Raw genomic sequence first — 20,327 nt, 5'->3', positions numbered from 1 at the left:
AGACGAGCATTGCCTAGCAGCCCTCGGGGGAAGCGAGGTGGTCCGCCGTAGAGGTGAACAGCGGGATCGAAGGGGGAACGCTCGTGCGCAACCTACTCGTTGGTCGACACCTCAGCCTCAGGTGATCGCCCTGTGGGGCAACCGGTGGCTAGACTGCCTGGCGCGTGAGTGGTAGTCCACCTGCCTGGCGCTGCCAGTTGGTCTCGGTCGGGGAAAGGAAGCGTCGACATGCGCATTCTGCTCCTCACCCACTACTACGACCCGGAGACTGGCCCACCCCAGCTGCGATGGTCGGCGCTGGTCCGTGAGTTCACCAAGGCAGGGCACCATGTCGACGTCGTCGCACCACCGCCGCACTACCCCCGGGGCCGGATGTTGGAGGGCCACGAGCACATCGTGCCGGGCAGTGCCGAGACGGGCCAGCATGGGGAGATCATCCACCGGGTCCGATTCCGCCCCACGAAGGGCACGGTGGGCTCCAACCTGACCGACCAACTCATCACGGCGGTGGACACGGTCGTCAGGGTGCTCCGGGAGCGCAGGGCCCTCGATCCCGATGTTGTCGTCGCTACCGCCCCGGGACTGCCCACCCTCCTGGCGGCGAGAGTGGTGGCGACGACACTGCGCAAGCCCGTCGTCATGGAGTTGCGGGATGCCTGGCCTGACCTGCTCGCTGCGGTCAACCGCTGGGACGGGCAGGAGGAGCGGAGACGCGCCAGGGTCAAGCACCTGATCGCCCGCGGGGCATCCCGCTTCCTGACCCGTCTGCAGTTGTCGGCCGACTGCGTGGTGACGACGACGGCCAGCTTCGCCGAGGTGCTGCAGGGCAGGGGCGTGCGGCATGTGGAGGTGATCCGCAACGCCGCCCACCCGGTGCCAAACTACGAACACCACGAGCCCAGGGACGCCGACGGCGAGCTGCGGATCACCTATGTCGGCACCGTCGGCCGCGCTCAGGGCCTGGAGACGGCCGTGCGCGCGCTGCGCAGGGTGCAGGACGCCAGGGTGCAGGTCTCGATGCGGGTCATCGGCACGGGTGCGGGCAAGGCAGCCGTGCACCAGCGAGCCGAGGAGCTCGGGGTCCCGGTCAGCGTCCACGGCTCTCAACCCCGCACCACGATCCACGAGCATTACCGATGGGCAGATACCTTCCTCATCATGCTGAAAGAGTGGCGGGCGCTGACCTGGACGGTGCCCTCGAAGTTGCACGAGGCGCTCGCGATGGGCATGCACGTCTCGGGCTCGGTGGGCGGGGAAGCCGCCGACATCATCAATGCGACCGGTGCCGGGTTCGCAACGGCGCCGGGCGACGACGAGGCGTTGGCGAAGGAGTGGATCGATCTGGCCCACAACCTGCCAGCCCGTCCCGACCGCGAGCGCATGGCGCGGTGGGTGCAGGAGAACGCCGACGAGGAGCGCAGCGCCCAGATCTATCTGGAAGTGCTCCATGCTCTCGCGGGAGCGAGGCGGTGAGGCCGCTCGCGGGTCGTCTCCGACACACTGGAGCCGTCGCCACCGCGACCTGGACGTTGGCCCGCAGCGACCCAGCGTGGTTCGTCGTCCAGGCGGGGCGCAAGTTGCCCTCCTCCGCGAGGACTGCTGTCGGAGGAGCCGCCGTGCGGCTTCGACGATCGCGGACCCTCGCAGCCCTGGGTCACCTGATGTTGGACGACCCTGAACGCGCAAGGGAAGCCCTCACCGGGGCCCGCCAAGGTCGCCTGACGGGTGCCTTGGCGCTGCATGCGGGGCTACCGCCGGACCCGGACCAAGTACGCAACCGAGCCCGCTGGGCCTGGCTCACGGGCGACCTGGAGGCCGCCGCGGCTGCTCTGACGCAGCACGACGGCAGCCGACAGTTGCGGGGCGTGAAGGGCGACCTGGAAGCGCTCGCACCGGGCGGACGTCCCGTCCCCCGGGCGGAGCGGACATGGCAGGCCGACGGCCCACCGCGGGTGCTGCACGTGCTGACAAACTCGTTGCCACACACCCGGTCGGGCTACACCCTGCGCACCCACGACATCCTGCAGGCCCAGCAGCGGGCCGGGATCGCGGCGACGGCGCTGACCCGGCCAGGATACCCGGCGACGATCGGGAAGGTGCAGTCAGGCCCGGTGGACAGCCTCGACGGCATCGACTACCGGCGCAGTATGCCGTGGCCCCTCGCCGCCGGCGAGGCAGAGCGGGTCGACCAGTGGGCGCGGGACTTGATCGCGGTGGCCGCCGCCCACCGCGCCACGCACCTGCACTCGACGACGCACTACCCGAACGCGCTCGCAGCCCAGGCCGCCGCGGCGGCGCTCAGCCTCCCGTGGGTGCATGAGGTTCGGGGTCAACTCGAGCGCACCTGGGCCTCGACCCGCCGACACGCCGGTGATCCGGACCCGTATGGGAGCTCCCGATTCCTGCAGTGGCGCGCCAAAGAGGCTGAGGTCGCGGCGGCCGCCGACCACGTCATCACCATTTCCAGCCCGATGCTCGAGGACCTCGTCGAGCGGGGGGTCAGCCGCGACAGGATCTCCCTGGTCCCCAACGGCATCGACGAGAGCGTCCTGGATCTGCCGTCCGACGCCGCGGCCCAGCGCAGGCTGGCGGGCCTTCCTACGGAGGGGATGTGGGTCGGCTACGTCGGCGCCGTGGTGCACTACGAGGGCCTGTCGACTCTGGTCAGCGCTGTGGCAGAGGCCCGGGCGTCGGGCAGCGACGTCCGGCTGGCCATCGTCGGTGACGGGCTGGCCTGGCCTGCCCTAGCCGCGCAGGCGCAGCGGCTCGGCCTGGAGGGGGCCGTCGAGATGCCAGGGCGGGTGTCCCGCGACGGGGCGAGGCAGTGGTTGAGCCGGTTCGACGCCGTGGCGCTGCCGCGGATGGACCACGACGTGACCCGTCTGGTGCCGCCCCTCAAGCTGGTCGAGGCGATGGGCGCAGGCAAGCCCGTGGTCGTCACCGACCTGCCGGCGCTCACCGAACTGGTCCGAGACGGGCAGAATGGCCTGGTGATGAGGCCCGACTCGAGCACCGACCTGGCGGCTGCCCTGGTGCGGCTGGCCGACCAACCCGCCCTGCGCGACACCCTCGGCGGGGCGGCACGGCATACGGCCACCTCCCGCACGTGGCCCCGGTTGGTCGAGACCTACCGGCACGCGTATCGCGAGGTCGCCCGCCCGTGACCCAAACCGTCGAGCACCCGCCCCTGCGCCCCGTCGGTGGCCGTCCCTCGCTGCAGGACTACACCCGGCAGTTGTGGCAGCGGCGGCACTTCATCTACGCCGAGTCCCGAGCCAGGGCGTTCTCCGGGAACCGGGACTACCTGCTCGGGAACCTCTGGCTCGTGGGCCGCCCGATCCTCGACGGGATGATCTACTACGTCGTCTTCGCGTTGATCCTGCGGACTGACCGGGGCATCGACAACTTCCCGGCCTACCTGCTCATCGGGGTCTTCCTGTTCTCGTTCACGCTGCGGGTCACCAACACCGGGGTGACCAGCATGCTGACCAGCAGGAACATGCTGCAAAGCTTCTCCTTCCCCCGCGCCTCAATCCCCCTGTCGGTGATCACCCGCGAGACGATCTCGATGGCGCCGGTGCTGGCGACGATGCTGGTCCTTATCGTGCTGGTCTCGGAAGAGAACCCGATCTCGGCCACCTGGTTGCTCTTCCCCGGAGTCTTCGCCCTCCAGGTCCTCTTCAACACCAGTGTGGCGCTGTATGCCGCACGGCTGGGTTTCGAGCTCCCCGACCTGAGGTTCTTCGTCGCCTTCATCGCCCGACTCTGGTTCTACGCCTCGGGTGTTATGTACTCCATCACCCGCTTCGTCAACGAGGGATTCTGGCTGTGGGCCCTGCAGGCCAACCCGATGTACCTCGTCCTGGACATGTCGCGCGACCTGCTGATCTATGACACGGTGCCCCCGCTGCGCCACTGGCTGATCATGTTGTTGTGGGCGGCCCTGTCGCCGCTGATGGCCTACTACTACTTCTGGCGGCAGGAGGCGAGCTATGGGCAGGAGCGGTGAGGCCTACCCCACCGTCGTGGTGGAGGCGGTGACCCGGACCTTCCAGGTGCCCAGCCTCGAGGCCGAGCAGGACCTCGGGCCCGTCAAGGGGGCCATGACGCGCGTCGGCTGGCGGCCCAAGGTCCCGCTGGAGGCACTCAAGGGTGTCTCGTTCACCACCCACTCCGGCGAGGCCATCGGGGTGATCGGGCGCAATGGGTCGGGCAAGAGCACCCTGCTGCGCCTCATCGCCGGGCTGGACGTGCCCACCTCGGGCTCAGTCACCACCACGTCCACCCCGGTCCTGCTCGGGGTCAACGCCGCGCTCCAGCCCGAGCTCTCGGGCTTGGACAACGCGCGGCTTGGGCTGCTGGCGATGGGATTCACCCCCGAGCAGTTGCAGCGGACGATCGTCAAGATCACCGAGCAGGCCGACCTGGGGCGGGCGATCCACCGACCGATGAAGACGTACTCCTCCGGCATGGGTGCCCGCCTACGTTTCGCGATCGCCACCGCGGCCGAGCCGGAGATCCTGCTCATCGATGAGGCGCTGGCCACCGGCGACGACGCGTCCCGAGAGCGGGCCGAGCGACGGATGGAGGAGATCCGTGAGCGGGCCGGCACCGTCCTCTTAGTGACACACTCGGGAAAGACGGTCGAAGAGACGTGCAGCCGGGCGATCTGGGTGAACGACGGCATCATCGTGCATGACGGACCTGCGGTCGAGACGGCCCGCGCCTATCGTTGGTGGGCGTGGAACATCGCCCAGGGGGAGACCGAGGTGGCCGACCGGCTGCTGGCCGAGGCGCTGCGGGGCTCGCCGGTGACCGACAGACGCTCACGACGCCGCACGGCAGTCAAGGAGCAGGGGTGAGCAAGACCGGAGTGTTCATCTGGGGGTCCTGCGTCTCCCGCGACACCTTTGAGCACATCGACCCCGCGACCCATCAACTGGTGCATTACGTCGCTCGCCAGTCGGCGGTGAGTGCTGCGACACCGGCCGTCCAACTCATCAAGCACCCAGCCCTCGAATCGAAGTTCCAGCAGCGCATGGTGACCGGTGACTTCGCGTCCAACCTGGAGCGGGAGTTGACGCGGCATGCCGACAGGATCGACTTGATCATGATCGATCTCGTCGACGAGCGACTCGGTTTCTATGTCCTGCCCGACGACTCGGTGGTGACCCGATCGGTGGAGCTCATCCGGGCGGGGGGCGAGGAAATGCTTCCCGTGGGCAGCCGCCACGTCGCCTTCGGGGAGTTGGAGCACTACCAACGGTGGCAGCGATCCATCACATGGACCAGCGACCTGATCCAGCGACTTCTCCCCGATGCGGAGGTGGTCCTGCTCGACATTCCGTGGGCTGCATCGTCCTCGTCCGGCGAACCCACACCCGCGAGCTTCGGGATCAACGCACGGAAGGGGAACAGGCTGTTCCGTCGCTATGCCAAGTTTGCCGAGAAGGCGCTCGGCGCCCGGGCAATCCGGATCCCGGCATCACAGGTGTCGTCTGGGCCGACCCACCCCTGGGGCGTAGCGCCGTTCCATTACACCGAGGACGTGTACCTGCGCATAGTGAAGCAACTCACGGGGGCCGCCAGTGGCCGGGCGGCGTGGGGTCCCCCCAACTGCAGAGCACAGATCCGCAGGGGCGGCGTGGGCCGAGGCCATGAACCTGGGTGCGCCCGCTGACCTGTGGGTCGACCGGAGGTGGCGCCCGTGTCCTTCATCGCTAGCGACCCGAGCGAGATCATGGGACTGCTGCACGGTCAGGTGACAGTGGTTAGTCACGCAGCCTGAGTGGCTGGTGTGGTCATGACGGCCTCGTATTCGATGGGCGTCAATCGCCGGTGTCAATGGGGTGATCTGAGGGGGCTCTCCGTCCGCGCAGAGCCCCTCAGATCAGCTTCACCACAAGGCCCTCACCCGAGAGCCTGCACCCACAAAGTAGCGGCAGAGAACCCGGGACGGTTCAATCCCTCTCAACAACTCTCAACGATTTCCCGAACCCCGCTCGGCGGATCCAGGCTGAACACCGGAGCAGAACGAAAGGTGCGGCTGGGTTCACTCCGTGAAGGGGCAGGCAGCCCTCAGCGCCTCAAGATCGATCTTGATAGGACGGTCGTCGAACGGCAACTCGTCGATGAGTGACTGAGCAGTGATCCCCGGACGGGTTAAGCGCACCACCGTGGGGTGGCGTGGCTTCTCGACGCTGAGGAGGTAGTCCCAGTACTTGAATTCTCCACCTTTCGGCGTCTTGGAGTGGAGCCAAGCGTTGGGAATGCCGTACGCGTCGGCTATAACCAGGCCATGCAGGGAAGAAGATACAATACGTCGGCAAGAAAGCATTTCATCGAGAGTCTTCTTGATGTCGTCATTCCGCAGAATGATCTTCTTGATGCCCTCTGCTTCGCCACCTCCGAGCTTGTTGAATCGGTTGGACTCGGACCAGCGAAGGACGACTCCGACCTCATGAAGTGGCTCGATGTCAGGGTGGTAATAGTCGGCAACGAGCAGGGCAGGGTCGCCAAAGACGCGTGGGCAATCGACCTTCGCGATCTCCAGTCGGTTTCGCGTCAGCGGACCTCTGACAGCGCGATATTCAGCGTCCTTGGCGATCTCCTTCGGGGTCTCCGTCCCGAAGGATCCCGTCCCCCACACGACACACCCGTCCGAGACGTGGCTCAGGATGGATCCGATCGACACCACGGCAGGTTCCCCGCGGGGAGCGAACTCGACCTCGCGGCCACTCATCTTCTTGGCGAGCCAGGGTGAAAGAACGTCGCCGAAATTGGGGACATGGTCCCACCAGTGGAGCTTTATTGGGTTGGAGTGGTGAATCACGAGGTTTCCTATCTAATCGAAATCGAGGGACCGCGCACGAGTCTAAAGAGATTGGTGGCTCTTCGCAGTTGAGGGTGTAACGGTCGTCCGCGCGTCGCTCGCTGGATGAGGGTCGAGGTCTTCCGATGATGGGAGTTCTCACACCGCCCATCCGAAAGACCTCGACGTGCCTGACGCTACTACCTTCGCCTGCCCCGACCTGACCACCTTCACCCGCCTGGACGAGCTCGGCCTGGAGGCGACCGGCCAGCTGCTCGAGCCCGACCGCGCCGTCTTGAAGTGTCGGGTCGTGGACCCCGACGACTGGTGCCGCCGGTGCGGCTGCCAGGGCGTGGCCAGGGACACCGTCGTCCGTCGGCTCGCGCACGCGCCGTTCGGGTGGCGTCCCACCACCCTGCTGGTCACGGTGCGCCGGTACCGGTGCTCCGAGTGCGGTCACGTGTGGCGTCAGGACACCACCGCCGCGGCCGAGCCACGGGCGAAGATCTCCCGGGGCGGGCTGGCCTGGGCCCTGGTCGGCATCGTGGTCCAGCACCTGTCCATGGCTCGCGTCGCCGAGGGGCTGGGCGTGGCGTGGCACACCGCCAACGATGCTGTCCTGGCCGAAGGACACCGGCTGCTGATCGACGATCCGGCCCGTCTGGACGGGGTCGAGGTCCTCGGGGTCGATGAGCATTGTTGGCGTCACACCCGTCGCGGGGACAAGTTCATCACGGTGATCATCGACCTGACCCCGGTCCGTGACGGGACTGGGCCGGCGCGGCTGCTGGACATGGTCGAGGGCCGCTCGAAGAAAGCGTTCAAGACCTGGCTGGACGAGCGGGAACAGACCTGGCGCGACGGGGTGCAGGTGGTGGCCATGGATGGTTTCAGTGGCTTCAAGACCGCCACCACCGAAGAGCTGCCCGAGGCGGTCAGCGTGATGGATCCGTTTCACGTAGTCCAGCTGGCCGGGGAGGCGATGGACGACTGTCGTCGCCGAGTCCAGCAGGAGACCTGCGGGCACCGAGGCCGCAAGGGCGACCCGCTGTACTCGGCCCGGCGGACCCTGCACACCGGCGCTGACCTGCTCACCGACAAGCAGCAAGCCCGCCTTGAGGCGCTCTTCGCGGTCGAGCAGCACGTCGCGGTCGAGGCGACCTGGGGCATCTACCAGCGAATGGTCGCCGCCTACCGCGAACCCGACCGCAGCCAGGGCCGCGAGCAGATGCAGTCGGTGATCGATGCCGTCCGCCAGGGCGTCCCGGCCGGTCTGAGCGAGCTGCGCAGGCTCGGACGCACCCTGACCCGCCGCGCCGAGGACGTCCTGGCCTACTTCGACCGTCCCCGCACATCGAATGGGCCTACAGAAGCGATCAATGGCCGCCTCGAGCACCTGAGGGGCTCCGCCCTCGGGTTCCGCAACCTCACCAACTACATCGCACGCGCACTCCTCGAGGCCGGCGGATTCAGACCCCAACTACACCCTTGAATGCGAAGAGCCGGATATGGAGAACGTCATCGTGGTGACGGGACAGCATCGGGAGATGCTCGATCAGGTGAATTCTCTGTTCGAGATCACGCCTGACCACGACCTCGACATCATGGCAGGGGACCAGACGCTCAACTCGATCGTGGGCAAGGTAATCACCGGCGTCGACGGGATCCTGGAGCAGGAGCAGCCCGACGTCGTCCTCGTCCAGGGCGACACCTCGACGGTGATGGGAGCGGCGATCGCTGCCTTCAACCGCCGCGTCCCGGTGGTCCACCTGGAGGCGGGCCTCCGCTCGGGACATATCGACTCCCCGTTCCCGGAGGAGGCCAACCGCAAGCTCACCAGCCAGATCGCGGCGCTGCACCTGGCGCCCACCGAGACCTCGAAGTCGAACCTGACGCGCGAGGACGTCAGCGAGAACGACATCGTGGTCACCGGCAACTCCGTCGTCGACACGCTCATGTACGCCACGGAGCACCTCGCGGTCCGCTTCGAGGACGAGCGGCTCGAGGCGCTGCAGCAGGCCCACCTGGCGGGCACCGCGGGGAGGCTCCTGCTCGTGACGGCGCATCGCCGCGAGAACCTGGGATCCGCGATGGAGGGCATCGGCCGCGCCATCGCGGAGATCGCGAGGAAGTACCCCGATCTCACCGTGGTCTTCCCGATCCACCGCAACCCCAAGGTCCGTGCGGCGATCCGTCCGGCCGTCGACGGCGTGGAGACCGTCCTGCTCATCGAGCCGCTCGCCTATGCCGAGTTCACGCGGGCGCTCAGCCTCGCCCACGTCGTGCTCACCGACTCGGGCGGGGTGCAGGAGGAGGCGCCCAGCCTCGGCAAGCCGGTCCTGGTAATGCGTGAGAACACCGAGCGCCCGGAAGCCGTCATCGCCGGCACGGTGAAGCTCATCGGCACCCATCCGCAGCGCCTCGTCGACGAGGTCTCCCTGCTCCTGGACTCAGAGGAGGCCTACTCCGGGATGGCGAACGCCGTGAACCCCTACGGCGACGGCAGGGCCGCGGAGCGCACGGTGGAGGCGATCCGGTGGAAGTTCCTCGGTGCCGAGACGCGGCCTACGGACTTCCGCGCCTGAAGGGCTGAACGCCCGGCACCGGGGGCCGCGCGTGGGCGCCGGGTCTGTCAGCTATCGTCGGCCGGCACCCCGGTGCGGAACCCGAGATCGCGCAGCGCCTCCCGGAGCGGGGGCGCGGCCGCGACGGCGGTGATCACCCGCTCGAGCTCGGGACGCGGAACATGCCGGTGGCCCTCGCCGTCGTCGCGCAGCAGATGGAAGACCGCATCGCTCGCGGCATGGCGCTCGGCGAAGGGCAGGAACTGATTCTCGTAGAAGATGCGGTCATGACGGTTCTGGATGATCGCGATGGTGTTCCTCGGACCCGCCTCCCATCGCGCATCGACCGTGTCGGGCACGAATTCACCCCGAATACGTCGTTGCGGCGTCGCGGAGAGCGCGGCGTGCCTGTCGGCGCGGGAGAGCGAGGGAGGGCGCTGGAGCGCTGACCTCGATCTCTCCGACGGATCATTCCTCTCCGACGGGTATTTCGTGCGGTGGTCACTCGGAGACGACGACGGGCCCGGGGGATGGGCGCGTGCGGGACGAGAGCTGCGAAAGGGCGAGCACTACGTCGAGGGGGCGTGCCGCAGCGTGCGCCTCACCCCGCAGAAAGGCGGTGCGCTCGGGATCACCCTGGGCCCGCCGCTGTCGAGGAGAGAGCGCACCCGTGCCGGCAGGAGCCGGCTGATCGGGAAGGACTTCGGACCGCTGCGGCCAGGCGTCTTCTTCGAATCGTTCAACGGGAAGTCCTCCGGTGGAAACCCTCGAGCGATCCTCGACGCTCTCCAAGGGGACACAGGAGCTCCCCTATGGTGGTCCGTGGTGGACGGGACCGTTCCGGTGCCTCCCGGCGCGACGCCGGTGGTCGCGGGCACCGAGGCATGGTTCTCGGCACTGCGCACCTCCCAGGTCCTGATCACGAACAACAACTTCCCGCATTGGTTCTCGAAGCTGCCCGGGCAGATGGTCGTGCAGACCTGGCACGGGACGCCGATCAAGAGGCTCATCCACGACGCCCCACCCAGCTTCACGCCTCTGGTATATCGACGCCTCATCCGGCGGCAGGCGGGGGAGTGGGACCTGCTACTGGCGCAGGACGGGGAGGCGGAGCGCCGGCTGCGGTCAGCTCTGCAGTACGACGGTCCGGTCCATCTCGGCGAGCAGCCATGCAACGTCCGCCTGGCGCAGGGGGACCGCGGCCGTGCCCGCGTGAGGAACGAGCTGGGGATACCCGCAGACGACAGGGTGGTGTTGTACGCACCGACGTGGCGCGAGAGGATGCGCCGGGCCTCGGGGGAGGAGTCGCTGCGCGCCCTGATGGATCCGGAGAGGCTGGCGGCGGAGACGGGTGCCCGGGTGCTCGTGCGGAGCCACCACATGAACGGACTCCGGGCAGAGGGGCCGGGAGTGATCGATGTGAGCGCGTACCCGCACGTCGAGGACCTCATGCTCGCCAGCGACGTGCTCGTCACTGACTACTCGAGCATCTTCTTCGACTACCGGCTGACGGGGAAGCCGATGCTCGTCCACGCTCCCGATCTCGAGTGGTACCGCGATGTCGAGCGAGGCTTCTACGGCCGATGGCCGGAGGACCTCGGTCTGCTGATGTCCAGGAACCAGGACCAAATCATCGATCTCGTTCGCACCGCACTCGATGCGGATCAGGGCCCTGTCCATGAGGTGAACAGCGCTCGGGAGAGCATCGCCCACCTCAGAGGAATGATCGTCGATGCGATGCGCGGCACAGTCGGGTCACGTACCGCGCAGCAGGATGACAAGAACCTCTAGGTACCCTGAACATTGGATGAACGCACAGCGACGGGGAGTCCCGACGACCACGAAAGGCACAGAATGCAGCGAGTAATCACCTACGGCACGTACGACCTGCTCCACTACGGGCACATCGAACTGCTCCGACGTGCGCGAGCGCTCGGCGACTACCTGGTGGTGGCACTCTCCACCGACGAGTTCAACGAGGGCAAGGGCAAGCGCTGCTACTACTCCTGGGAGCAACGCCGGCGGATGCTCGAGGCGGTGCGGTTCGTGGACCTCGTCATCCCGGAGCGCACATGGGAGCAGAAGACGCATGACGTTGCGCGTTACAACATCGACACCTTTGTGATCGGTGACGACTGGGAAGGCAAGTTCGACTTCTTGGAAGAGCATTGCGAGGTGGTTTACCTACCAAGAACCCCCGACATTTCCTCGACCCGGATCAAAGTAGATCTGCACAAGAACAACAGAGGAGATAACTGAGAGCATGATGCTCGAGAATTTGCCCCCCTCGCTCCTGAAGCCACTCAAGAAGGTGTGGAGGCAGGTAGTTCCGGAGGGTGTCCGTCGTGAACTTTATGCACGGCGAACTGAAAAAGATCAGATTCTGCTATCGGTTGTAGTTCCGGTCTACAAGGTAGAGGAGTACCTCAATCCATGCATTGAATCAATCGTCGAGCAGTCTTACCGGAACCTCGAGATCATTCTGGTAGACGATGGTTCGCCTGACTCTTGCGGCGCGATGTGCGATGCCTGGAAGCGAGAAGACGATCGTATAAAGGTCTTACATCAGGTCAATGGCGGGCTCTCCAATGCGCGGAATAATGGCGCAAAGCTTGCGACCGGAAAATACCTCTCCTTTGTAGACTCGGACGACATCGTCCCCAAAGACGCATTCCGCCTCCTGGTCGAGTCCCTGGAAATAACAGGATCAGATATTTCTACCGGAAACGTACAGCGCTTCCAGGGAGGACGACGGTGGCAGGCCTGGAATCAGACCTACAGCCACCGACGAGATAATTTTGGCACCCTGGGTCAGGATCATAAGGTCGCAAGGGCAGTTACCCTTGAGAGCCATCCGGAGTTGCTATTCGACACCACTGCTTGGAATAAAGTATTCCGGAGGAACTTTTTCCGGCGATCAAAGATAACCTTTCCCGAGGGTAAGCTTTACGAAGATATGCTACCCATGGCGCAGGCGTTCTCTGCGGCCCGATCGATCGATGTCGTGCTCGACACTACATATCTTTATCGCGAACGAGAAGATAAGACTTCTATCACCCAAAAGCGCGGCGAGGTTAACAATCTCCGCGACAAGATGGAAATGGTTGACAGGATTCTAGATCTACGGCTCGGCCTCGGCGCACCCGGCAAAGAAGTGCAAACGATTGTATTCAAGGCCCTAGAGGGAGATCTGCCGGTATACTCTCCTTACCTAGGGAGGGCGAAAGACTTTGATGCGATCTACATGCGTAGCCTAAAAAAGTATTGGGGACTCGCGTCCCGAGAGACGAAGGATCGACTCGCCCTCGACAGAAGAGTGCTGTACCTTACCCAGCTTTTCGGTGATCCAAGCGAGGCAGAGACCAACGCGGGAGAAGTCAGAAACCGATTCCACGAGATTCCGATTATCGCAGGCGATGCAGGCCTCGTTGCCGACATTGATTGGGATCCCAGGTTGCTGGGAGTCCTCGCACCGGGCGACGATGCGTCGATGGAACGCTACGTCTATCTCCGGCAATGCATTACTGACGCAAGGGTCGCCGGGGGAAGGATGCAAATGACCGGCTTCGCGTTCCTCGAGTACGTGCCAGACCCTCAGGAAGCGACAATCGAAGTGTATTTGCGTAATGATGAGAGAGCGACTGTTTCGCTGGAGCCGCAACCCTTCCCATCCCCTGAAGCCAATGGCTACTGGGGGTCCGGATTAGCCGATCGCACGGAGTGTGGATTCCGGATCGACCAGTCCCTAGATTCCATATTCGGAGACGTCCTCCTAGCATCCACTCAACGTTGGGATGTGTGGGTGAAAGTGCAATATCGCGGGCGCTCCTGGGAATCTGTTGCCTCTGGCTACTGGCGTGGCGGGGCCATCCGTGCCGGAGTCAGTACCTGCGTCGGCCCAGCGCATCACGGAATGTTTTCGTGGCAGCCGTGGGGTAAACCTCTTGCTTTCGTTACCCTCCCGCCTCGCGCAGAAGTGCTCGAGGTTAGAGTGCATGATGACCTCATCGACATCGAACTCTCACCCACGGAAGAAAGAATTACGGGTGCCGCGATGACGCGCTTGTGGGATTCGTCCGAGGTCCGCGGTAAATTGCTCGGAACGGGCAAGCATGGTGGGCTTCGCGTTCAATTTGATACCCACGACATGGCGCATCGTGGCGAAGCGGGCGGAAATCTAAACGCTTGGCGGCCTTCGGTAACTCTGGATGATGGCAGCACTTTATACCCCTCTTGCGCCACCGACTCAAGCAGCCTACCAACCGAATCAGCCGGGTGGGAGGTACGCAATAATTCTGCCCAAGAGTTGTTGCTTATTGACAAGTGCTGTCTATTTGAAGTAGGCGAAGCGCGTTTCGAAGCAAATAGACTCATCCTGGCGGGAATCAACTTCGGCGACGACACAATGGAACATAAGGGAGAATTCTGGGACGCCGATGGCAACAAGGTCCGTCATTGCGAATTTATAAACCTGGAAAACGGCAGATTTGAAATTCGGGCGAATCTAGAGGTGAAGGATCGCTTCGGCAATACGGCCGCATGGAAGCCTGGGGAGTATAGAATTCGACTGTGGCATGCAGACGGAACTCACTGCAAGCAGCGAGTACGCTCCTCCACTGCGCTCCTCCAGTCCGCTCTGCCGCTTGAATGGACAGGGTCTCTTTGTCACGGGCGCCTGCACGTCCTCTCAGATACGCTGGAGTTCTCACTAGGGATCAAAGCCCCACTCACCGTTCATGAGCGTGGACGGTATAACCATGACCGCATGCGCAACGCATGGCGCGAGTTGGGGGACGATGACGTCACTCCGCGTGAGGCGGCCGTGTTCTCTGTGAATATGGGAGGGCCCGCGGGAGATTCGGGCCTTGCAATTCTTCAGGAGATGAGGAGCCGCAATCTCCCGTTCGAGTATTTTTGGGCCGTTACTGACACCTCGATTGATGTGCCGCTGGGCGCACGGAAGCTGGTCAGAGGTACATCTGAGTGGTTTGAACTGCTATCTACGGCACGAGTTGTCGTGAACAACTACGGTGGCATCGACTCCTACGGTGACCGCGCCTTCCAGTACTATTTGCAGACCTGGCACGGGACTCCGTTGAAGTTCATCGGTCGCTCGGAAATAGAGCAAGAGTCCCGTTGGGCTGCTGGTAAAGCTGCCCGCGCGCGTAGGGAGGCGAGCGAGTGGGACGCACTGATCTCGCCTAACAAGTTCTTCACGTCTATCGCGAGCCGTGAATTCTATTACGATGGGAAGATCCTGGAGATCGGGTATCCCCGTAACGACCGGCTCGTGAATTCAACCCCGGAGGAAAAGGCTCGACTTCGAGCGAATGTCGGGATAACTGAGGGAAGTCGCGCGGTGCTGTACGCACCTACTTGGCGTGATGTTGGGGCGAATGGTTATTCGAGCCCTATGGTTGAATTCTTTGATCCAGAGGACCTCGCTGAACAGATAGGTGAGAACACCACGGTCCTCGTTCGCGGACACTCGTTCAACCTTCGTGCTGGGGTCGCGCGGAGGGAGGGCGGGTCGCGTGTCATCGACGTGACGTCGTATCCAGACGTGAACGAACTGATGATTGCTTCGGATGTATTGGTCACAGACTATTCGTCGATCATGTTCGACTACCTGTGCACCGGTAATCCTATTGTCTACTTCGCTCCCGACCTGGACGAGTATCTCGCGAATCGTGGCATGTACATGGAATTTCAAGATGTTCTTGCTGGTCCGCTCGTGCAAAACGTGCCCGATCTGGTTTCGGAACTCGCACGCCTTGATACCTTCAAGGCAAAGTATGGTTCACAGTACGACGCGTTGGCAAAAGAATTTGTCTCATGGGACGACGGTAGCGCGAGCTCACGCGCAGTTGACGCTATTCTGAATACAATCTCGGATCCCAATAGGTCCAAGTAGAATCATATTTGGTTGTCCCGAAACCAGTGTACTTGACGAACGGAGAGCTATATGCACTATCTTATTGGCGGGGCGGGAGTCCCTAATTATGGCGATGAGTTGATCATTCGATCATGGGTCGACTGGTATCAGAGCGCGTTGGGGCATGCTTCGAGCGGTGAGCTCATCGTTGCAGGGGCGAGTCAGCCCGTACTCAAGTCACTGCTGGAGGACGATTTCCCGCGGCTGAAGCTTAGCGACTCAGTAGCCAGGGCTAGGTACAAGCTAGGGAAGATTTCGTTCGTGGAGGCTGTCAAAATAGGGCTCAACTTCTTTGACAAGCGCCCTTCTGGGGAGCCGTTTGTCGCCCTGGCTTCCGAGCTCGAAGATGTCAGCAGTTTCCACCTGCACGGCGGAGGATACTTGAATGACAAGTGGCCTTCCCATGGTTTCACTCTCGGCCTCGGTGCCGCACTTGCGAAACGTGCGGGTACGACCTCTATAGCTACCGGGATCGGCCTCGGGCCTTTCGCGGCGCTTAGACCTGCAGAAGAGGGAGTTCTCGCTGACGCATTCCGGGCGTATGCTTTGCTGGAGGTTAGGGACGACTGGTCATATGAATGGGTTAAGCGGATCGCCGCAGATGCTGAAGTACATCTTGGACTGGATGACTGTTTCGTCCAGCCCGTTTCAGAGGTTCCGATCGCCGGTGCTGCGCTGCATATTTCTTTGATTGGAGATGCTGCTTCTGCGCCTGTGCTTGAGAGGTTGCCCGGGACCTTCGTAGGCGAGTTTGACAAGGTGTACTTCTGGCTGTGTACTCCACAAGACGCGGCCTCATTCAGCATTCTCGCAGACCGGTTCCGCAATGTTGAACCTGTTTGGGTGCGTGGGCTTGTCGAGGGTATCCCTGTGGGCGAGACGAACTTTATGCTTACGCAGAGATTCCATCCACACATTATTGGCGCCCGCCTTGGGATGCAAGGTATCGTTAAGGTTCGCTCCGCATATTACGACATTAAGCATAGCTCCGTATTTGCGCTGGGTTCAAAACTCGTGAGAGAAGGTAATGTTGGTCGTCTCGGTAGCCTTGAATCGCGTGGGCTCGAAGGGAGCGGCCCGAGTTCGGAATCACGTGCTCTGGACACCAGCCGTGTGACAGGTAAGCGCGAGCGTTTCGGTAAGTTCCTCTTCTCGAGCTTGTAAGTAGTCTCCATTAAAGTTTTTGATTGGCTTGCCGTTACCGGACTTCGTAGAAAGGCGTATTGTGGCTACTGCTGTTGTGCTCGGGGATGTGGGATGGCGATATCTTTATCATCTTGGCGATGAAGCGATGACGGAGGCGGCTGTTGCGGAGCTTCGGAGACGGGATGTGGAGCCTGTTCTCGTGGCTGGCAGTCCCGCCGTGGCTCGGGAGATGTATGGAGTTTCATCGGTTGCAAGATTTGGTTTTCGCTCGAAGTGGAGGATGGCCGAGCACGAGGAGTTGCTGAGCAAGGTCGAACGCGATCTTGACCGCGGCGAAGTCTCCGAGTCTCCTCTCCTTGAAGCTTTGCGGAAGTGCGATATCGCTATCATTGCGGGCGGTGGAAATTTGGCTTCTCAGTTCCCAAGCCATGTCTTTGAGCGATACGCGTTTGCGCTTGCGGCCACGAAGTTTGGCAAGCCCCTCGTAGTCCTTAGTCAAACTATTGGCCCTACTATTGAGGGTCGTGTGGGTGAGCTAGTTCAGTCCGTGCTTCATATGGCTAAGGTTGTTGGCTGTCGAGAGTCGATTTCTCATGGCCTCGCATTGGGTCTTGATTTGGATAGTCGTAAGATTGTCCGAAGTTTCGATGACGCCATCTTATTGAACGCCGATGGTGCAGATCGGGATGAGGCTGCGATGTATGCCCCAAGCGGTAGGCCGTTTGTTATCGGGTCTTTTCCTGGTCGCAATGGCAGCCTGCCCTGGTCGAAGGAAGAGCATGTTGCGCGCGTTTCTTCATTGTTGGACAAGTTTGCGCTGTCTCATGGGTGTGATGTCCTTTTGGTGCCCCATATGGCTTCGTTGCCGGCGGGGTACGATAAGGCGGATCAGATTTCCCACGCAGCAATCGTTGGCGCGAGTCAAAGTGGTCTGGTCCGTGCGCTCCCCGGCGTTCGGGCAAAAACACTGGTTGCGTTAATGGAGATGTCGCGCGTGTCGATCTCTTCTCGGTATCACCCGGCTGTATTCGCTTTGCCGTCAGCTTCTCCGGTTGTTGGTGTTCCAACTTCGCGGTACTCGCTTGTGAAGCTGCAGGGAGCGTTAGAGAATGCTGGTATGTCCGCGCTCGCGTTGCCGACGGTTGCCTGGAATCTACTCCTTCCTGCACTGGGCGAAGCGTGGGACCGGAGCTCAGAGTTTGCTTCGCACCTCCTGTTGATTAGAAAGGCCGCTTCGGCGTATCAGTGTCGTTTGTGGGATGGTGTGGCCGACCTTGCCTTAGGTGGGACATTTATTGCGCCTTCCGGCTTCCCCTTGGCGGACCAGATTCCGATGGCTGGCGCGTGGAGTGTGGAAGCGAAGGGCGCAATGACAGTGTTCGAGCAGTGGTTGCAGTCGTCGGCGGACGCGAAGCTTTCGTAGTCTCTTTGTTGGGCTGTGAATCTATCCGGGACTGTTCATGAGGCGGGCCGGATCGATGAAGGCCTCGGCGCCTTGGCTATTGTGTGTAAAGCGGCTCTTCGCAGTTGAGGGTGTAACGGTCGTCCGCGCGTCGCTCGCTGGATGAGGGTCGAGGTCTTCCGATGATGGGAGTTCTCACACCGCCCATCCGAAAGACCTCGACGTGCCTGACGCTACTACCTTCGCCTGCCCCGACCTGACCACCTTCACCCGCCTGGACGAGCTCGGCCTGGAGGCGACCGGCCAGCTGCTCGAGCCCGACCGCGCCGTCTTGAAGTGTCGGGTCGTGGACCCCGACGACTGGTGCCGCCGGTGCGGCTGCCAGGGCGTGGCCAGGGACACCGTCGTCCGTCGGCTCGCGCACGCGCCGTTCGGGTGGCGTCCCACCACCCTGCTGGTCACGGTGCGCCGGTACCGGTGCTCCGAGTGCGGTCACGTGTGGCGTCAGGACACCACCGCCGCGGCCGAGCCACGGGCGAAGATCTCCCGGGGCGGGCTGGCCTGGGCCCTGGTCGGCATCGTGGTCCAGCACCTGTCCATGGCTCGCGTCGCCGAGGGGCTGGGCGTGGCGTGGCACACCGCCAACGATGCTGTCCTGGCCGAAGGACACCGGCTGCTGATCGACGATCCGGCCCGTCTGGACGGGGTCGAGGTCCTCGGGGTCGATGAGCATTGTTGGCGTCACACCCGTCGCGGGGACAAGTTCATCACGGTGATCATCGACCTGACCCCGGTCCGTGACGGGACTGGGCCGGCGCGGCTGCTGGACATGGTCGAGGGCCGCTCGAAGAAAGCGTTCAAGACCTGGCTGGACGAGCGGGAACAGACCTGGCGCGACGGGGTGCAGGTGGTGGCCATGGATGGTTTCAGTGGCTTCAAGACCGCCACCACCGAAGAGCTGCCCGAGGCGGTCAGCGTGATGGATCCGTTTCACGTAGTCCAGCTGGCCGGGGAGGCGATGGACGACTGTCGTCGCCGAGTCCAGCAGGAGACCTGCGGGCACCGAGGCCGCAAGGGCGACCCGCTGTACTCGGCCCGGCGGACCCTGCACACCGGCGCTGACCTGCTCACCGACAAGCAGCAAGCCCGCCTTGAGGCGCTCTTCGCGGTCGAGCAGCACGTCGCGGTCGAGGCGACCTGGGGCATCTACCAGCGAATGGTCGCCGCCTACCGCGAACCCGACCGCAGCCAGGGCCGCGAGCAGATGCAGTCGGTGATCGATGCCGTCCGCCAGGGCGTCCCGGCCGGTCTGAGCGAGCTGCGCAGGCTCGGACGCACCCTGACCCGCCGCGCCGAGGACGTCCTGGCCTACTTCGACCGTCCCCGCACATCGAATGGGCCTACAGAAGCGATCAATGGCCGCCTCGAGCACCTGAGGGGCTCCGCCCTCGGGTTCCGCAACCTCACCAACTACATCGCACGCGCACTCCTCGAGGCCGGCGGATTCAGACCCCAACTACACCCTTGAATGCGAAGAGCCTGTAAAGCGGCTCTTCAGAGCGCAGGGTTTTCCGGCTCTTCGCAGTTGAGGGTGTAACGGTCGTCCGCGCGTCGCTCGCTGGATGAGGGTCGAGGTCTTCCGATGATGGGAGTTCTCACACCGCCCATCCGAAAGACCTCGACGTGCCTGACGCTACTACCTTCGCCTGCCCCGACCTGACCACCTTCACCCGCCTGGACGAGCTCGGCCTGGAGGCGACCGGCCAGCTGCTCGAGCCCGACCGCGCCGTCTTGAAGTGTCGGGTCGTGGACCCCGACGACTGGTGCCGCCGGTGCGGCTGCCAGGGCGTGGCCAGGGACACCGTCGTCCGTCGGCTCGCGCACGCGCCGTTCGGGTGGCGTCCCACCACCCTGCTGGTCACGGTGCGCCGGTACCGGTGCTCCGAGTGCGGTCACGTGTGGCGTCAGGACACCACCGCCGCGGCCGAGCCACGGGCGAAGATCTCCCGGGGCGGGCTGGCCTGGGCCCTGGTCGGCATCGTGGTCCAGCACCTGTCCATGGCTCGCGTCGCCGAGGGGCTGGGCGTGGCGTGGCACACCGCCAACGATGCTGTCCTGGCCGAAGGACACCGGCTGCTGATCGACGATCCGGCCCGTCTGGACGGGGTCGAGGTCCTCGGGGTCGATGAGCATTGTTGGCGTCACACCCGTCGCGGGGACAAGTTCATCACGGTGATCATCGACCTGACCCCGGTCCGTGACGGGACTGGGCCGGCGCGGCTGCTGGACATGGTCGAGGGCCGCTCGAAGAAAGCGTTCAAGACCTGGCTGGACGAGCGGGAACAGACCTGGCGCGACGGGGTGCAGGTGGTGGCCATGGATGGTTTCAGTGGCTTCAAGACCGCCACCACCGAAGAGCTGCCCGAGGCGGTCAGCGTGATGGATCCGTTTTATGCCGATGTCCCGGTT

The 20,327-nt window shown here is 63.6% G+C and carries 14 protein-coding genes and 2 pseudogenes; 14 read left to right on the top strand and 2 right to left on the bottom strand.

Annotated features, from left to right (window positions below; all coding sequences use genetic code 11):
• The first annotated feature begins 228 nt into the window (after window positions 1-228).
• The 5 genes from FB467_RS00130 to FB467_RS00110 all read left to right on the top strand — a co-directional run bounded on the left by FB467_RS00130 (window position 229) and on the right by FB467_RS00110 (window position 5,680).
• The gene (locus FB467_RS00130) at window positions 229-1,473 is read left to right on the top strand and encodes a glycosyltransferase family 4 protein (RefSeq protein ID WP_141783280.1); all 1,245 of its coding nucleotides are present in this window, start codon (window positions 229-231) and stop codon (window positions 1,471-1,473) included.
• 257 nt (window positions 1,474-1,730) lie between these two features.
• Window positions 1,731-3,164: a glycosyltransferase family 4 protein gene (locus FB467_RS00125; protein WP_170230470.1), complete on the top strand. Its 1,434-nt coding sequence runs from the start codon at window positions 1,731-1,733 to the stop codon at window positions 3,162-3,164.
• On the top strand, window positions 3,161-4,009 hold the full coding sequence (locus FB467_RS00120) for an ABC transporter permease (protein ID WP_141783278.1): 849 nt from the start codon (window positions 3,161-3,163) through the stop codon (window positions 4,007-4,009). Before FB467_RS00125 ends, FB467_RS00120 begins: the two co-directional genes overlap by 4 nt.
• A complete protein-coding gene (locus tag FB467_RS00115; RefSeq protein ID WP_141783277.1) occupies window positions 3,993-4,862 on the top strand; it encodes an ABC transporter ATP-binding protein in 870 nt (289 codons plus the stop codon). Before FB467_RS00120 ends, FB467_RS00115 begins: the two co-directional genes overlap by 17 nt.
• A complete protein-coding gene (locus FB467_RS00110) occupies window positions 4,859-5,680 on the top strand; it encodes a DUF6270 domain-containing protein (RefSeq protein ID WP_141783276.1) in 822 nt (273 codons plus the stop codon). Before FB467_RS00115 ends, FB467_RS00110 begins: the two co-directional genes overlap by 4 nt.
• Window positions 5,681-6,052: 372 nt before the next feature.
• Here the strand turns inward: FB467_RS00110 and FB467_RS00105 are convergent, their stop codons facing one another.
• Window positions 6,053-6,832, bottom strand: coding sequence for a polysaccharide pyruvyl transferase family protein (locus FB467_RS00105; RefSeq protein ID WP_141783275.1), 780 nt, complete (start codon window positions 6,830-6,832; stop codon window positions 6,053-6,055).
• A gap of 166 nt (window positions 6,833-6,998) precedes the next feature.
• Here FB467_RS00105 and FB467_RS00100 point away from each other — a divergent pair, with 166 nt between their 5' ends.
• Together FB467_RS00100 and wecB are read left to right on the top strand one after the other, a co-directional pair.
• Window positions 6,999-8,303, top strand: a complete 1,305-nt coding sequence (locus FB467_RS00100; protein ID WP_141783270.1) for an ISL3 family transposase — start codon at window positions 6,999-7,001, stop codon at window positions 8,301-8,303.
• 13 nt (window positions 8,304-8,316) lie between these two features.
• Window positions 8,317-9,396, top strand: a pseudogene (gene wecB / locus FB467_RS00095) (non-hydrolyzing UDP-N-acetylglucosamine 2-epimerase); the annotation flags it as partial.
• 47 nt (window positions 9,397-9,443) lie between these two features.
• Here the strand turns inward: wecB and FB467_RS00090 are convergent.
• A complete protein-coding gene (locus FB467_RS00090; protein WP_153390447.1) occupies window positions 9,444-9,734 on the bottom strand; it encodes a hypothetical protein in 291 nt (96 codons plus the stop codon).
• Window positions 9,735-9,969: 235 nt separating this feature from the next.
• On the opposite strand from FB467_RS00090, the gene FB467_RS00085 reads away from it, so the two are divergent.
• The 7 genes and pseudogenes from FB467_RS00085 to FB467_RS00055 all read left to right on the top strand — a co-directional run.
• Complete coding sequence (locus FB467_RS00085) at window positions 9,970-11,166, top strand: CDP-glycerol glycerophosphotransferase family protein (protein ID WP_170230468.1); 1,197 nt, start codon at window positions 9,970-9,972, stop codon at window positions 11,164-11,166.
• Between the two features lie 63 nt (window positions 11,167-11,229).
• Window positions 11,230-11,634, top strand: coding sequence for a glycerol-3-phosphate cytidylyltransferase (gene tagD, locus FB467_RS00080; RefSeq protein ID WP_141786379.1), 405 nt, complete (start codon window positions 11,230-11,232; stop codon window positions 11,632-11,634).
• Between the two features lie 4 nt (window positions 11,635-11,638).
• Window positions 11,639-15,289 (top strand): bifunctional glycosyltransferase/CDP-glycerol:glycerophosphate glycerophosphotransferase, encoded by a 3,651-nt coding sequence (locus FB467_RS00075; protein ID WP_141783273.1) that lies wholly within the window; start codon window positions 11,639-11,641, stop codon window positions 15,287-15,289.
• Window positions 15,290-15,340: 51 nt separating this feature from the next.
• Window positions 15,341-16,474, top strand: coding sequence for a polysaccharide pyruvyl transferase family protein (locus FB467_RS00070; protein WP_141783272.1), 1,134 nt, complete (start codon window positions 15,341-15,343; stop codon window positions 16,472-16,474).
• 61 nt (window positions 16,475-16,535) lie between these two features.
• Window positions 16,536-17,879 carry a polysaccharide pyruvyl transferase family protein gene (locus tag FB467_RS00065; protein WP_141783271.1) on the top strand — a complete coding sequence of 448 codons (1,344 nt, stop codon included), beginning with the start codon at window positions 16,536-16,538 and terminating at the stop codon, window positions 17,877-17,879.
• A gap of 202 nt (window positions 17,880-18,081) precedes the next feature.
• Window positions 18,082-19,386: an ISL3 family transposase gene (locus FB467_RS00060; RefSeq protein ID WP_141783270.1), complete on the top strand. Its 1,305-nt coding sequence runs from the start codon at window positions 18,082-18,084 to the stop codon at window positions 19,384-19,386.
• A 155-nt stretch (window positions 19,387-19,541) separates the two neighbouring features.
• Window positions 19,542-20,312 (top strand): annotated as a pseudogene (locus FB467_RS00055) (ISL3 family transposase); the annotation flags it as partial.
• Window positions 20,313-20,327 lie beyond the last annotated feature (15 nt).

The sequence above is a fragment of the Ornithinicoccus hortensis genome (genome assembly GCF_006716185.1).
Lineage (GTDB): Bacteria > Actinomycetota > Actinomycetes > Actinomycetales > Dermatophilaceae > Ornithinicoccus > Ornithinicoccus hortensis.
Note: the sequence above shows the minus strand (reverse complement) of the source record. Positions and strands in the feature narration are given on the sequence as shown.

Excerpts from the sequence above, each read along its gene's own strand:
- FB467_RS00130 (WP_141783280.1), top strand. The coding sequence starts at position 229 with ATGCGCATTCTGCTCCTCACCCACTACTACGACCCGGAGACTGGCCCA.
- FB467_RS00115 (WP_141783277.1), top strand. The coding sequence starts at position 3,993 with ATGGGCAGGAGCGGTGAGGCCTACCCCACCGTCGTGGTGGAGGCGGTG.
- tagD (WP_141786379.1), top strand. The coding sequence starts at position 11,230 with ATGCAGCGAGTAATCACCTACGGCACGTACGACCTGCTCCACTACGGG.
- FB467_RS00075 (WP_141783273.1), top strand. The coding sequence starts at position 11,639 with ATGATGCTCGAGAATTTGCCCCCCTCGCTCCTGAAGCCACTCAAGAAG.
- FB467_RS00070 (WP_141783272.1), top strand. The coding sequence starts at position 15,341 with ATGCACTATCTTATTGGCGGGGCGGGAGTCCCTAATTATGGCGATGAG.